Source organism: Fibrella rubiginis (assembly GCF_017353185.1).
Taxonomy (GTDB): domain Bacteria; phylum Bacteroidota; class Bacteroidia; order Cytophagales; family Spirosomataceae; genus Fibrella; species Fibrella rubiginis.
In genome coordinates this window covers 139,415-154,425 of record NZ_JAFMYV010000006.1, presented here as the reverse complement: position 1 = coordinate 154,425, position 15,011 = coordinate 139,415, and the positions used below count along the sequence as shown (strand labels likewise).

Here is a 15,011-nt window from a genome sequence, read left to right as displayed (position 1 = left end):
CTCTCCCCATCCACTACAAAGATACAACTGTTTGGGTGTACGCGTACACCCAAATAGTGTATTGAATCCTCGTGATCCTTGAAATACATATTTGGTCCAGATTATCTTCCACCCTTACACTACTTCCTTCTTCAACTTCTCTCTTAATTGAAACAGCTCGTCGCGGAGGCGGGCGGCTTCCATAAAGTCGAGATCTTTGGCGGCGCGTTCCATACGCAGTTGGGTGTCTTTGGCCAGCTTTTCCAGGTCGGTTTTGCCCATGTACTGCACCACCGGGTCGGCGGCGATGCGGATTTCTTCAGGTTCGACATAGAACTGCTTCACCTTCGAGTCAGCCACTTTGGTTTGCCCCATAATCGACTCCCGCGACCGCAAAATTGTGGTTGGGGTAATGCCGTTGGCCTCGTTGTACTCGATCTGAATGGCCCGGCGGCGGTTAGTTTCGTCAATCGCTTTGGCCATCGACCCCGTGATGCGGTCGGCATACATCAGCACCTTGCCGTTTGAATTCCGCGCCGCGCGGCCAATGGTTTGAATCAACGACCGGATGTCGCGGAGAAAGCCTTCCTTGTCGGCGTCCATAATAGCTACCAGGCTTACTTCGGGTAAATCGAGTCCCTCGCGGAGGAGGTTCACGCCCACCAGCACGTCGAAGTTACCGAGGCGGAGGTCGCGGAGGATTTCGACGCGATCCAGCGTTTTCACCTCCGAGTGGATATAGCGCGTTTTGATACCTACCCGCTCCAGGTACTTGCTCAGCTCTTCAGCCATGCGTTTGGTGAGCGTCGTGACCAACACCCGCTCGTTGCGCTTCACCCGCGTATCAATCTCTTCGAGCAAATCATCGATCTGATTCAGGCTGGGACGTACCGAAATCTCGGGGTCGAGCAGGCCCGTGGGGCGGATAAGCTGCTCCACCACAACACCTTCACTCTTACGCAGTTCGTATTCCGATGGGGTGGCGGAGACATAGATAGTCTGGGGAGTGAGGTCTTCAAACTCCTGAAACGTAAGCGGGCGGTTGTCCATCGCCGAGGGAAGCCGGAAGCCGTAATCCACCAAGGCCACCTTACGCGACCGGTCGCCACCCCACATAGCCCGAATCTGCGGAATAGTCACGTGGCTTTCGTCGACTACCATCAGGAAATCATCGGGGAAATAGTCGAGCAGGCAGAACGGGCGTTGGCCGGGTTGTCGCCGGTCGAAGTAGCGCGAGTAGTTTTCAATACCGGAGCAATAGCCCAGTTCGCGCATCATTTCCATATCGAACTCGGTGCGCTCTTTGATCCGTTCGGCCTCCTGTTCGCGGTATTCCTTTTCGAAGAAGTTCACCTGCGCCACCAGGTCATCCTGAATTTCATGAATGGCGTTGTTGAGCGTGTCGCGGCCCGTAACAAAGAGATTGGCCGGGAAAATAGACACCAGCTTTTCGTCAGAGAGCTTTTTGCCCGTTTCGGGGTCAATGCGCTGGATGCTTTCGATCTCGTCGCCGAAGAAAATAACGCGGTACGCAAAGTCAGCGTAGGCCAGAAACAGATCGACGGTATCGCCTTTGACGCGGAAATTACCCCGGGCAAATTCGCCTTCAGTACGGCTGTAGAGAATACTGACGAGCTTGTGCAGAAACGCGTTGCGCCCCATCCGTTCGCCTACGCCGATACGGATTACGCTGGCCCGAAACTCATCGGGGTTGCCCATACCGTAGATGCACGAAACGGAGGCAATCACGATCACGTCGCGCCGCCCGGTCATGAGTTGTGAGGTGGCTGCCAGCCGCAGTTTTTCAATTTCGGCGTTGATAGCCAGGTCCTTCTCGATGTAGGTATTAGTAGTAGCAATAAACGCCTCGGGCTGGTAGTAGTCGTAATACGAGATGAAATATTCGACCGCATTTTCGGGGAAAAACTGCTTGAATTCGCCGTAAAGCTGTGCCGCCAGGGTTTTGTTGTGGCTCAAAATCAGCGTGGGTCGGTTGACCTGCTGGATGACGTTGGCGATGGAAAATGTTTTTCCGCTGCCCGTGACGCCAAGCAATACCTGTGCAGGTTCATTGTTTTTCAGCCCTTTCACCATCTCGGCAATGGCTTTGGGCTGGTCGCCGGTGGGTTGAAAATCAGACGTGAGTTTAAAGTCCATTCGTATCGTTGTGAATCTACCAATTTACGACAAAACGAACAGATAGGCAAGACGGCTTCAGAAGTTAGGCGGTGGACGTTACGCGCTAATCTGCTACCGATTCCTGAAGCGGGTTAATGTGCTATAAACCCGCTTCAGTAGTGGGTCCTTTTCAATCATCTCTAGCTCAATTTCGTCGAGTAATGGCCTCAAATCCAGGAGCTCATGTCGTTTGTCTTGGGTCATAGGCTAGATGGTACAACCCAAGCTGCTCATTCCCGGAGTATTTTACCATGCACGCTACGATGATAACGACGTGGGTAAAAACAGCGAAGGTAGCAAAGGCCTAAAAACCCATGCTACCTCGCTATCTGGCACTACATTAACCATAAAAGTAGGTTAACTACCTGTCTGTCAATGTTTTTCTAGTACTACCATACCGTCAATCAAATAGCTGCCCTGCTGTGTGGTAAGGCTGTAGACGGTAGCAGGCCGCCCGCCGGTTGTGCCCGTACCAATGACGCGGTGAGGTTGTAACCGGCCATTTTCGTAGCGGTATAGCGTCTCGCCCACAGCCACGTCGCCCAGTTCTTTGCGACCGGTAGCCGTCAGAACGGGGTGATTCTGAGTGGCTTCCAGCAGCGTGGGTGATGTAACGCGGTTCAAAACATCGGCCGATAATTCGTTGACGGGTACGGTCCAGACGCCTACCAGCGCAAATTGTCCTTCGTGTTTCTGGATGCCCATCACGCGGCCAGGCACCACTGCTTTCCCCAAACCATCATAAGCCAAAATCTGATCGCCTACGGCTACCTGGGCAATGGCCTTGACGCTGCCGTCGGCCATACTAACGGGTGCCAGCGGGCCGAAACAGAAGTTGTATTCCTCCTTTTTCTTGCCGCCTTCCTCTGTTTTGGCGCTGCCACCAGCCAACAGCGTGGCCATTTCACGGCTGAGCGCAAATGTTATGGCCGACATCAGGCCCGGCTCTTTTTCACCCACGTATTTCAGGTCGTCGAGGTAAGCGTCCCATGCTTTGCGGTCGGCCTGTGTACCGGGTACAACAAACGATTTCGACTCGCCCGTTTTGCCGTTTTGGTACAAGGCCAGTAGCCCCAGGTCTTTGGTGTCGGCGGCGCTGTATATTTTGTACAAATACACCTTCCGCGTAATGCCATCGCTGTAGGTGAATACGTAGGGCGGGCGATCTTCGTAGCGTTCCAGGATGAAACCACCCGTTTTGAAGTAGGTGTCTTTGTCGGCGTTGGCAATCCTGATGGCTTTCAGGGCCGTGGCCTGTTCGGCGGTCATGTTGCCGGGCTTCGCTTCCTGCGCCACAGCCTGTTGCGCAAAAAAGTTAACAAGCAGGGCTGCGCCCAGCAGGAAGAAATAAGGAAGACGGTTGTATTTCATGGGATATTGAGTTTTCAATGTAAACAGATGTTACCCTACCCGCTTGTGGATCGCTTCCACGGCGCGGCGGGCGGAGGTGAGTGCCCCAGCCATCCAGGCGGTGAGGTAGGTGGTATGTTCCCCGGCGAAATAAATCGGTCCGTCGGGTTCGAGCAGGGCGGGGTACTGTTTGCGGCGGGTGGCGTCGTCATACATAGCCCAGCCACCTTCTGAGTGCGGAATGCGGTGCCACGCCAGCGAAAACGCGTTCTCGAATTCGGTGGCATACTGCGGGTGAATCTGTTTGCCCTGCGCGAGTGCCAGCTGCTGCCGCTCGGCCACCGGAAGTGCCCCCACGGCCTCAGCACGGCCATAAAAGTTGTAGTAGCCGATCAACACGCCGGTTGGTTTCATGAAGCCATAGGACGGGTACCAGATCTGGTTGATGTCCATGTTGGTACGCGAAATACCACCGTAAATGCCGTCGTCTTCCTCCCAAAACCGCCGCTTGAATTGCAGCCCGATCTTACCGGTTTTGATATAGGGTACAAAGTCTGCCGCCCGCTTCACCGTTCCCGAAATGTCGGATTCGATGTTTTTGAGTACCGGCAACGGTAGCGTACACACGCAGAATTCGGCTTCCATTTCGGCGGGTTTGCCCCCTTTCTGGTACACCACCCGTACGCCTTTCTCGGTTTTGCGAAGCTCCGTCACGCGGGCGTTGAACTGAATCTTACCCGCCAGCCTCGCTTCAAATGCCTTCGGAATGGCGTCCATACCACCCACCGGCTGCATCAGCGTGGTTTGCTGTTCGTAGATATAATCGCCAACGTTGTAGAAGACGGGCTGCATAAACCCTGACCGCAACAAATCAGTAAGCCCGTAGGGGTCAACGACTTCGCCGGGGGTTGGTCCTGCGCCGGGCTGAGTTTTGTAGCCGCGCCGGTTGGTCCCTTTGTAGAGGTGCGCCGTGTTGAGGTCGCCTTCGTTTTTCAGGAAATCGACCAGCTTTTCAACGTCTTCTTTGGTCAGGTTCTGGTCCAGCTGTCCCTGATCCAGTGCCTTGGCCAGCAACTCGGTGGTGTAGCCGCGCATGTCGTTGTGGTACTCTTTAATCCGCATCCGCCGGTTCGCCAGCGGACTTACCGCCGCCGGTTGTGTTGCACCGCCACCAGCCGCCGCCGTCAGGCCCGAAGCTGGTTGGTGGTTATACAGGTACGCCGCTTCGTTACTCCCGTTAAAAATTTCCAGCGGCACACCCAGTTCGCGGCAATACTGTAACGTAAGCTGATGGTGGTGCGGAATGCGCGCGGCCCCGGCGTTGAAGTAATTACCCGGCGCAAACTGGCTGGTCTGCGGCGTCCCCCCAAGCTCGGTCTCCGACGTGCCGCCCCGAATGGTCCATACGCGGCCCCCGGAGCGGTTTCTGGCTTCGAGCAGGGTGCAGTCATAGCCGAGCTTGCCCAATTCGTAGGCGGTAGCCATGCCGGCCAGCCCCGCCCCCAGAATCACCACCCGCCTGCCGTTGCCGTGGGTATCTGTACCATTAGCGGGCAAGCTAAACGCCGCCGCCGGGGCCGCCCGCAGCAACCCCCAGGCGCTCAAACCGGCATACCCAGCCGAGGTTCTGTTTATAAAATCGCGTCGAGTCATGAAGTAATTAGCGAATGAGTGAATGAGCGAATGAGTGAATAGGTTTGGAGCGCTTCGCGCATGTAAAAGCATATGTGCGAAGCGCTCCAAACCTATTCACTCATTCGCTCATTCACTCATTATAACTAGCCTACTACCTTCTTAAATGCGTCCATGAAAATTTTCATCTCGTCCATCGTGCCGATGCTGACGCGGCAGTAGGGTTGCCGGTCAATTTCGCGGGTTTGGATGCCCACACCCTGACCATACATCTGGTTTTCAAAAGCCTGTGTTTTCATCTTGATCGGAAACAGGATGAAGTTGGCGTAGGACGGAATGGGTTCGTAGCCGATGGCCTTCAATTCTTTCATGGTGTAGTCGCGGGCTTTGGCGTTTTCGGTGCGGCAATACGTCTGCCACGCCTGATCCTGATAGGAGGCAATGCCACCCATGAGCGTGGTGATGCCCACCGCAAACTCGCCGTTGGTGAACGGCTTGATCTGCGTGATCGACTTGGGTTGGGCCATGACATAGCCCAGCCGCAGGCCCGCAAAACCGTGAATCTTCGAGAACGTCCGGGCCAGCATCACGTCGAGGCCTTCGGCTACGAGCTTGCCCAGCATGGGCCGGTCGGCAGGCTCGAGGAAGTCGATATAGGCCTCATCAATGAATACGGGCACTTTTGGGGCAACGTCGCGGCAAAACTGGGCCAGTTCGGCGGGGGAAACGATGGTGCCCGTGGGGTTGTTGGGGTTCACGATATAGACCATGCTCAGGCCCGGCGTGCTGAGGGCTTTGGCTTTCAGCGCGGCCAGGTCGTAGCCCAGGCCGGTGGTAGCCGGTACGGTCAGGATTTGGCCGTTTTGTTTGGTAGCCCGTTCCAGCAGGTCGTCGTAGGTCGGGCGGCTGGTGAGGATTGCGCCTTTCTGCGAAAAGTTTACTGCCGCCGCCATCAGCACATCCGACGAGCCGGGGGTGATCAGGATGTTTTTGGGCGAAACTCCTTCGGCATCGGCGATCATCTTTTTCAACTGTGCAAACTCCATCCAGGCGTAGCGATTGCCCAGCGCGGTAGCTTTATTGATGGCTTCTTTAGCACTGGTTGAAATGCCGTATGGGTTTTCGTTGGCAAACAGCCGGGCCTTCAGGGCAGGCATGGTGTCGGGCGGGGTGTTGGTCAGCGCCACAAACTCGTTAAACAGCCGCTGCTCAGTGGCAACGGATTCAGGAATGAATGCCGCTTTGGCTTTCTGCCAGCGACTCAGGCCGGTTGCCAGACCGGCCGTTAACAAACCGGTTGATTGCAACCAGTTTCGACGATTGAAAACGTGTGCCATGATTTGTGAAATAGAACTATATCAATACAATGTTTTGTGCTAGTAACAAAAAGCCACTGTATTGCTGCTATTTTTTAAAGGTAAGCAAAATAATAATTTGAACATCAGCAATTAGACAGAACAATACAGTCGTAGTTAGTTGCTTTGAATCAGTAATTCTACCAAAAATTTGTCCTACTTTAATGCCATGTGTATGCCAAAGGTTGGGACAGTATTGAGCTTGCTAAGCTTATTGATTGGGTGGATCATTGTAACGTCGTTGAGTTGTTCACAGCCGCCCCAAACAGGTGAAGAACTGGCGAATGTGTACTGTGCCAGTTGCCATCAGTTTCCCGACCCTGGGCTGCTCGACAAAAAGACCTGGCAAACGGGTGTGCTGCCCCGTATGGCCCTGCGCCTGGGTTTTATTACCGACACCCTGAATCTGGGCAAACATCAGGCACAACTGGAAGAGCAGGCACGGGGTGTACAACTGGGTTATCTGCCCGCACAACCCGTTTTGTCGGTTGCCGACTGGAAAAAAATTGTAGCGTATTACGCCGAAACCGCGCCCGACAGCCTGCCCCATACCCCCGCGCCGGTGGTGGGGGCGTTACCCCTGTTTACCCCCCGTAGCCCAACCGACTCGCTGCTTTCGCTGACTACCTTTCTGCATATTGATCCGGCCACCCAAACCCTCAGCGTAGGCACCAGCCGGGGCGATCTGTTCAAGTTCGACAGTCACCTGAACCGCCGCGATTCCCTGCATTTTAGCAGTGCCATTTCCGATGTGAAGTCGTGGCAGGGTAACGGAAAGATGGGTTATTTGCTGATGGGTATTATGACGCCCAACGACAAAAAAGCGGGCAGCCTCCAAGAGTTTGGCAGAAGCAACCCGCTGATTGACAGCCTGTACCGGCCCGTTCAGGTTAGTGTGGGCGACCTAAATCACGACGGCCAAACTGACCTGGTCGTTTGCGAATATGGCCATAACGTGGGTCAGCTGAGTGCCTTTTTTCGGGCAGGAAATGGCTATCGCAAAACAGTAATTGACCCTGCGCCCGGTGCCCGCCAGGCCATTATTCGCGATCTGAATGCCGATGGTTGGGCTGACATGCTGGTGCTGTTTGCGCAGGGTGATGAGCAGGTGACCCTGTTTACGAATCAGCACGATGGCACCTTCCAAAAAAAGACGCTGCTCCGTTTCCCGCCTGTCTACGGCTCATCGTATCTAGAACTGGCCGATATAAACGGCGACGGGCAGCCTGACCTGATCTGCACCAACGGCGACAACGCCGATTATTCGCAGATCGTAAAGCCGTATCACGGCATCCGGGTGTATTTGAACGATGGTAAGTTTGGGTTCAAACAGGCCTACTTCTACCCCATGCCGGGGGCCGGGCAGGTGCTTGCCCGCGATTTCGACAACGATGGTGATCTGGATTTGGCGGCCATTTCGGCCTTTCCCGATTTCAGTAAAAATAAGCCGCAGGTATTCGTTTACCTCGAAAATAAGGGCAAGCTCACTTTCACGCCGCGCTCCTTTGCGAGTGCCGATGCGGGCCGATGGCTGGTGATGACCGCCGGCGATCTGGACCACGACGGCGACGAGGATATTGCTCTGGGGGCTTACGTCCGTACCCTGTCGCCCACCCCCGCCGCCTGGAATACCCGCTGGCAAACTACTAAAGCGGGGCTGTTAGTGCTTAATAATCAGTATAAAGATTCTGGTGTGGTAGCGCAGATGAAGGGTCGTTGATCTGGCAGCGTGGGGGTTGGCGATTAATGGCTTCGCTATGTAAGGCTTTGCGCTACGTGCCCTTCGACAGGCTCAGGGTGACAGGCAAATAAGACAGGTTCTTGAGTTGAGTCAAGGTCGTTGTCACCCTGAGCCTGTCGAAGGGCACGTAGCGCGAAGCCGACCCATGCGAAGCCATTAATCGCCAACCCTTACGCCGCAATCTCCTTAAGCGCACGCACGAAAATGTCCAGTTCGGCGGTAGTTGTGTAAACGTGAGGCGTAACGCGGATGCCGTGTACGTTGGCTGAGTCGATGGCGACGGTGAATACGCTGTATTTATCGAACAGAATTTTGGCTAGTTCGGCGGGCGTTTTCCCCACGATGCCCACATTGGTGATGGCACAGGACCGGGCCGCGTCGGCGGGGGTGTTGAGGGTGATTTTGGGGTGGTTTCGGACCTGATCGGTCCAGTAGCGTTGCAGGTAACGGAGGCGTGCTTCTTTGCGGGCAATGCCAATACGCTCGTGGAACTTGATAGCGTCCTGAATGGCCAGGTCAGTAGCTACGGGGTGTGTGCCGGTATGGTTCAGTTTCCGTATATCACTGTCAGCCAGGCTGCTATCGGCAAATAAAGGCCATAACTCCGCCACCTTTTCGGGCCGTACGTACAGGATGCCCGCGCCCAGGGGTGTGCCCAGCCATTTATGCAGGCTGCTGGCGTAGTAGTCGCAACCGCCGAGGTCAGCCAGCGTGAAATCCAGCTGCCCAAAGGCATGCGCCCCGTCGACCAAAACCGCCACACCATGCCGGTGGGCCATCTCCACAATAGAACGAACTGGTAAAATCTGACCCGTAATGTTCACCAATTGGCATACCATCAGCAGCCGCGTTTTGGGTGTAATGGCGTTTTCGTAAAGGCCCACAATCTCGGCATCGGACTGCGGGTGGTTGGGTAGGGAGATAACCCGATTTACGATCCCCTGCCGCCGTGCTTGTAGCCGGAACATATCAAGCATGGCTCCGTAGTCCTGCTGCGCCATCACGGCTTCGTCGCCCGCTTTCCAGGGAAAACCACCGATGACGGTATCCAGTGATTCGGTAGTATTGCGGGTAATAATCAGGTCATTGGGCGAACAACCCAGTAGCCCGGCCAGCTGCGTTTGCGCCAACCGCTTATCGTCGAACTGCCGCGTCCGCATGTAGTAAGACGACACCGCGTTTACGTCCCGAATGTGTTGCACGTAGGCATCGAGCACGGGTTGCGCCGCCAGCGAATAGTAGCCATTTTCGAGTTGAATAAAGGTCTTCGTGACCGGGTAAACCGCCCGGATACTGGCCCAGAAGTCTTCCTGTTTCGCCAGGTCGTTGGGCAGCACATGCGTCACCCGTGCCAGCGCTTCATCCAGGTTGCCCACCGCGGACAGTGCCGTAGTGCCAACGAGCGTTTTTAGAAATTGTCGTTTGGAAAGAGCGGCCATAAGCAGATGACGGTTTGACGAATAAAGCCACTGAGGCCTTCATAATCAACCAACCTGTTTACGTTTGGCAATCACTACTCACTGCGCAATGCCTTCACCGGGTTGCCTACGGCCGCGCGGATACTTTGCACACTGACCGTTAGCAGCGCGATTAATAGCGCACCCGCCCCGGCCCCGGCGAAAGCCCACCACGGAATAGTGATTTTGTAGGCGAAATTAGCTAACCACTTCGTCATTGCCCAGTAGGCTAATGGGCTTGCAATCAGTACTGACAAAACGACCAGTAGTATCAGTTCGCGGCTGAGTAAGCTCACGATTCCGGCCACGCTGGCACCCAGCACCTTCCGAATACCAATCTCTTTTGTGCGCGCTTCCACCGTAAATGTCATTAGACCCAATAAGCCTAAACAAGCCACCAGCAGCGTTAGCACGGTGAATCCGTTGACGAGCGTGGCGAGTTGCTGCTCTTTTTCGTAGAGTTTGTTATAGGCGTCGTCCAGGAAATAATAGTCGAACGGGGCGGGAGACGCACCGGACTGAGAGGCTTGTTCGTAAAGGAGTTTAAGCTGCCCCAATGCCACCGGTACGTCCTGGCCGGGACTGAGTTTTACCAGCAGATAGCCCCCATCAGCCACCACGGCCCGGCTGGTATCGCTCACCACATTCAACATCACCGGCGACTGTTGTTGTTGCAGACCAAACAGGTTAAAATCAGCCGTGATCCCCTCTATACCATCTTTAGCAAACCCAAAGGGGTCGGGATGAGGCACTACTTTCACGGTTTCGCCAGCCTCTTTAACTGCCCATTGGTTGAAGACGTGTAATTCTTTGGTGATAGGCTTTTCTTTCCAACCTACTGGTGGCAATAGCCAATTGATGCCAAGAGTGCTGAAAAATGACTTGTCTACGGTTAAGGCATTCAGCATGACTTGTTTTTTAACGCGGCTACCGGTTACAAAGTAAGTCATAATGAATGGGGTAAATAAACGCGTATTGGTGGCCGCCACTCGCCCCGCCCCGGCCCATTGACGCACAGCATCCCGGAAACTGGTGTACTGTGAGACCATCTCCGGATCTACCGTCACGGCAACTACCTGCGACCGGTCGAGGCCGATATTTTTAGTGCGCATGAAGCGCATCTGTGCGTAAAAAATCAGGCTGCATATAAGCAACCCTACCGACGCCACAAACTGCCCTGTAGTCAGCACCCGACGCATCCCAACGCCCCGCCGCCCCGCCGTAGCTGTGCTTTTGAGAGTGTCCTGCGGGCGAAACCCTGACAGCAGTAAGGCGGGATAACTACCCGCCAGTAATGAGCAGGTCAACCAAAGGACTACTATCAGCATAACGTACCCACGTTCGCCCGCAATGTGTCCACCCATATAGATACCCAACTGTTGATTTACCCAAGGAAACACCATTGCCAACAACCCCAGCCCTAGCATAAATGCCAGCGTCGTTACCAACAGTGACTCGGTATAAAACTGCTTTATTAACTCGCGTCGCTGTCCGCCAATGGCCTTCCGAACCCCCACCTCACGGGTACGTTGCGCGGCGCGAGCAGTGGTTAGGCTCACGTAATTAGTAATCGCCAAGACCAGGATTAAGAGGGCAATACCCAAAAAAATGTACAGGTTCTGTCGCGTTTTCTCGCCCGCCGTTTTACCATAGAGATGCAGCGAGGGCAGCGACTCAAGCAGAAAATTAGCTTTACCCAGGTTGACTTTCAGACCGCTGTTGACCTGTTTGAGCGTTGATGCAATCTTTTTCACGTCAGCACCAGGCCGCAACACTAAGTACGTTTCTAAGAAACCCGAACGCTCCCAGTTATCTCTGTTCCGCGACCCCAATGCGGGAAGTGACGTTATTGAGACAAGCGCGTTAATGTGCAACAATGTGTTGCTGGGCAGGGTATTAAACACGCCGCTGACCGTTAGAGAAAACTTTTTGTCATAGGTGATGACCTTGCCCAACGGATTCTGACTGCCAAATAATTTCTCAGCCAGGGGCTTCGTGAGTACAATTTGGCCTGGTCTAGTCAGAGCCGTATGGGCGTCGCCAAGAGCTAGTGGGAACCCCATTACAGTCAGAAACGAGGGGTCGGCAAAGCCAATATTATTTACCTTCTGACGATGATCGGTATCCGTTTGCACCCAAACGGGCATATCTCCCTGACTTAACCGTACGAATTGCTCTACCTCCGGCAACTGACGCTTTGCTTCCCTGCCAAATGATTCATGCAAATGAGGCCACGATACTTCCTGCCCGTCAAATTTTGACACAGAGAGTACTCGGTAAGTACGTTGGGCGAAAGGGTGGAACTGGTCATAGTGAAATTCGTGCCAGACATACAGGCCTATGTATGTGCTGACGGCCAGCCCTATAGCCAACCCACCAATATTAAGAGTTGAGTAGAGGCCATTACGCAAAAGCTGACGCAAGGCGAGGGTAAGGTAGGAGCGTAGCATAAAGTCGAGAAAACCGGGTTCGGAGAAACGGTGGTCAACAGCCGTGCCAACAGAATATATCGTTGTTTCTGGCTTAGAAAAGGCTTTTTTGGCCACTGCTCTGTCCGAAATTGGACGCTCACTGTCCGCCGGTAAATGTTCGTCTGTTGTTATATATGATTGATAGTCGGACACATACCGCACAGTATATTAACAGTGAGTGTAAGAAGCGCCGGTGGTAGCTGAGAATCTTACCTTTTCCATATAATCATTAGCCTGCCTGCGTTTAATGGATGGTTATTCTGGGAATTGTACTATTTCCTATGGGTATTATGGAGAATGACGCTTAATAAATGGGCCTGTCTAAACGGTTGGTTCCCGCTTAGGGGATCGCGTACATTTAGGCAGTTGTTAGTGAAAGGCCATTGCTGGCAAAACCTGCATCATTACGTCATCACTTTCTCTTATGCACACACAGCCCATCCTCGCCGCCACATTTGGGGCTATGCTATTTAGCACAGGCACCTTGCTGGCTCAGTCAGCAAGTGTCCCGGATTCTACGCAGCCGCCCGCCCGGTCAACAGTCGTGATCCGTCAGTCGGGAACGGGTAATTCGGCCACGGTGACGCAAACCAGCAGCGACGGCAAAACCACCGTAGTTACGTCAACCAACGGCGGCAACACCACGGTGGTGCGGCACGATGGCAGTTCGTCGGTGCACATCGAACAGTCGGGTACAACGGAGCCACCCCGCCCCCGGCCTAAGTCAGAACCGGACAAGCGTAAGCCCGACTGACCTGTTTATTGCTTTCCCTGATATACCCAACCCATCTTTCCTGATTCATGAAAAAGCTTATCCTTACCGGAGCAGCCTTGCTGGCCTTTGTTGCCGCTTCGTTCGCTCAAAACACGGCTACTCTTAACCAGAGCGGCAGTTACCAGACAGGCATCCAGAACCAGACAGGTAGCCTGCAAAACTCGACCATCAACCAGAACCAGGGGTCAGGCATCAACATTGGAAACTGGGCGGGTACCTACCAGACCGGTAATGCTGCCAACACGGCCACGGTAAACCAGAACGGGGCCAGCAGCAACGGGTCGCAGGGCAACCGGGCGAAACTCACGCAGGGAGGGGGCATTGGCAACGCAGGCACCATCACGCAGAACGGCGGCGCGCTGGGCATGAGCGGGTCGGTAGCTGGTCCTTATCCAGCCAGCATGAACGCTGCGTCGGGCAGTGGCAACTTCGGTACTATTTTTCAGCAGGGGAATAACAACAGCGGAGTGTTGCTGAACCAGAGCAACCTCAGCAAAGACAACATCGGCGAAATCTGGCAGAACGGCAACGCTAACCTCAACACGACTATCAGCCAGAGCAACAACTCATTCGCCAATAAAGCGGAGGTTTTGCAGGGTTTCACCGCACCCGGCACAGCGGGGGCAACCACCAGCACAGGCAGTAGGGCCACGGTAGAACAAAACGGGGCCAATGCTACCTACAGTAGCCATAATAATGATAGTGAAGTGAAGCAGACCGGTATTGGCGAGGTAGCCACCACGCAGCAAAATGCCAGCGCGGGTAGTTCAAGCGAATACAACAGGACAAAAATTATGCAGGCCGGGCAGGCACAGGTAGCTACCACCGAGCAAAATGGCGGCGTTGCCGGCAGTTCCAATTATAACGAGGCCACCGTAGACCAGATGGATGCGGGTAACACGGCTACTGTGCAACAGAACAATAACAGTAACCACAATAAGGCAACGGTAAATCAGAGTGGTTCAATAATCGGCAGTGGCAATACCGCCATTGTGCAGCAGAACGGGGGCAGTACAATGGCCGAAGAAAGCCATGACAATACCGCTACCATGACCCAGACCGGCTCGTCGAACGTGGCTACGATTCAGCAGATTGCGGGCAACGGTAAAAAATCGTACCTAAACATTGGAACGACCACTCAGACGGGTAATAACCACCTGGCTCTGACCGAGCAGAATGCAGGTAGCTTGGGCGACAGCTATAACAACGAAGCCACCATCATACAAGTTGGCACTACGGGTGGCCACAACGCTACGGTAAAACAGTCGGACTACAGTTCGGGTAATAAAGCCAGCATAGACCAGAGCGGCGCTATGCAAAGAGCAGATGTGTATCAGAAAGGCGGAGTAATGGGTAGTAGCGTCAATAATATCGCCTCAATTACACAGTCGGGTAGCAGTAACATGGCTGTTGTGCTTGAGCAGAACTTTAGTCAGTTTAATAAGGCTACCGTGACGCAGTCGGGAAGTGGCAACCAAAGTATCTTAAATCAGGCCGACGATGCAACCTACGGTACAGAGATTGTGACCCAGAGCGGTACTAACGGGTTTGCCTTCGTTGATCAGGCTCACAGTCAGGCCTATGCCAAAGCTGAGGTTAAGCAAAGCGGCACCAATAACCGGGCGGTTACTATACAACATAAAGGTGGTGACTTGGATGGTAACAGCGTTGGCAACCAGGCTACCATTGACCAGTTAACCACAGGTAGCGACAATATTGCCAGTTTGGTGCAGGGTGATTTGAGTGGTGTCTTTACCTCTTCACCTTCTAAAGATAACACGGCCACAATTACCCAGCGCGGCAGTGGTAATAACGCAAGAACGTGGCAGGCGGGTAATACCAATACCCTTACCGTTAGTCAGACCGGCGACGCCAACATTGTACAGGGTGTTGCAGGTGGCGTGTATGGCAACGATCAGACTGCTAAGCAGTTTGGCAATAACAATACGCTGACCATAAGCCAGACGAGCGCCATTGGCGGGCCGGGTCACGTTGCCAATGTACAGCAGGTGGGTATAGGTAATTCGGCAAACATTGTGCAGAGTAACTAGCTCTTTTTTGATATTCTTTGTT

The 15,011-nt window shown here is 54.0% G+C and carries 9 protein-coding genes; 3 read left to right on the top strand and 6 right to left on the bottom strand.

The window, feature by feature from the left end; all coding sequences use genetic code 11:
- Positions 1-114: 114 nt before the first annotated feature.
- The 4 genes from uvrB to J2I47_RS13165 all read right to left on the bottom strand — a co-directional run bounded on the left by uvrB (position 115) and on the right by J2I47_RS13165 (position 6,476).
- A complete protein-coding gene (gene uvrB, locus J2I47_RS13180; protein WP_207365061.1) occupies positions 115-2,136 on the bottom strand; it encodes an excinuclease ABC subunit UvrB in 2,022 nt (673 codons plus the stop codon).
- A gap of 393 nt (positions 2,137-2,529) precedes the next feature.
- Positions 2,530-3,528 carry a Hint domain-containing protein gene (locus J2I47_RS13175; RefSeq protein WP_207365060.1) on the bottom strand — a complete coding sequence of 333 codons (999 nt, stop codon included), beginning with the start codon at positions 3,526-3,528 and terminating at the stop codon, positions 2,530-2,532.
- A gap of 30 nt (positions 3,529-3,558) precedes the next feature.
- On the bottom strand, positions 3,559-5,160 hold the full coding sequence (locus tag J2I47_RS13170; RefSeq protein WP_207365059.1) for a flavin monoamine oxidase family protein: 1,602 nt from the start codon (positions 5,158-5,160) through the stop codon (positions 3,559-3,561).
- 125 nt (positions 5,161-5,285) lie between these two features.
- Positions 5,286-6,476, bottom strand: coding sequence for a pyridoxal phosphate-dependent aminotransferase (locus tag J2I47_RS13165; protein ID WP_207365058.1), 1,191 nt, complete (start codon positions 6,474-6,476; stop codon positions 5,286-5,288).
- Positions 6,477-6,735: 259 nt separating this feature from the next.
- Between J2I47_RS13165 and J2I47_RS13160 the strand changes: the two genes are divergently transcribed.
- Positions 6,736-8,214, top strand: a complete 1,479-nt coding sequence (locus J2I47_RS13160; protein WP_229374584.1) for an FG-GAP repeat domain-containing protein — start codon at positions 6,736-6,738, stop codon at positions 8,212-8,214.
- A 191-nt stretch (positions 8,215-8,405) separates the two neighbouring features.
- Here J2I47_RS13160 and J2I47_RS13155 read toward each other — a convergent pair whose 3' ends face one another.
- Positions 8,406-9,674, bottom strand: coding sequence for an aminotransferase class V-fold PLP-dependent enzyme (locus J2I47_RS13155; RefSeq protein WP_207365056.1), 1,269 nt, complete (start codon positions 9,672-9,674; stop codon positions 8,406-8,408).
- 74 nt (positions 9,675-9,748) lie between these two features.
- On the bottom strand, positions 9,749-12,142 hold the full coding sequence (locus J2I47_RS13150; RefSeq protein WP_207365055.1) for an ABC transporter permease: 2,394 nt from the start codon (positions 12,140-12,142) through the stop codon (positions 9,749-9,751).
- A gap of 445 nt (positions 12,143-12,587) precedes the next feature.
- Here J2I47_RS13150 and J2I47_RS13145 point away from each other — a divergent pair, with 445 nt between their 5' ends.
- Both J2I47_RS13145 and J2I47_RS13140 read left to right on the top strand, forming a co-directional pair.
- Positions 12,588-12,917: a hypothetical protein gene (locus J2I47_RS13145; protein WP_207365054.1), complete on the top strand. Its 330-nt coding sequence runs from the start codon at positions 12,588-12,590 to the stop codon at positions 12,915-12,917.
- A 47-nt stretch (positions 12,918-12,964) separates the two neighbouring features.
- Positions 12,965-14,989, top strand: a complete 2,025-nt coding sequence (locus J2I47_RS13140; protein WP_207365053.1) for a beta strand repeat-containing protein — start codon at positions 12,965-12,967, stop codon at positions 14,987-14,989.
- Positions 14,990-15,011 lie beyond the last annotated feature (22 nt).

Excerpts from the sequence above, each read along its gene's own strand:
- J2I47_RS13155 (WP_207365056.1), bottom strand. The coding sequence starts at position 9,674 with ATGGCCGCTCTTTCCAAACGACAATTTCTAAAAACGCTCGTTGGCACT.
- J2I47_RS13140 (WP_207365053.1), top strand. The coding sequence starts at position 12,965 with ATGAAAAAGCTTATCCTTACCGGAGCAGCCTTGCTGGCCTTTGTTGCC.
- J2I47_RS13145 (WP_207365054.1), top strand. The coding sequence starts at position 12,588 with ATGCACACACAGCCCATCCTCGCCGCCACATTTGGGGCTATGCTATTT.
- J2I47_RS13170 (WP_207365059.1), bottom strand. The coding sequence starts at position 5,160 with ATGACTCGACGCGATTTTATAAACAGAACCTCGGCTGGGTATGCCGGT.
- J2I47_RS13150 (WP_207365055.1), bottom strand. The coding sequence starts at position 12,142 with ATGCTACGCTCCTACCTTACCCTCGCCTTGCGTCAGCTTTTGCGTAAT.
- J2I47_RS13165 (WP_207365058.1), bottom strand. The coding sequence starts at position 6,476 with ATGGCACACGTTTTCAATCGTCGAAACTGGTTGCAATCAACCGGTTTG.
- uvrB (WP_207365061.1), bottom strand. The coding sequence starts at position 2,136 with ATGGACTTTAAACTCACGTCTGATTTTCAACCCACCGGCGACCAGCCC.
- J2I47_RS13175 (WP_207365060.1), bottom strand. The coding sequence starts at position 3,528 with ATGAAATACAACCGTCTTCCTTATTTCTTCCTGCTGGGCGCAGCCCTG.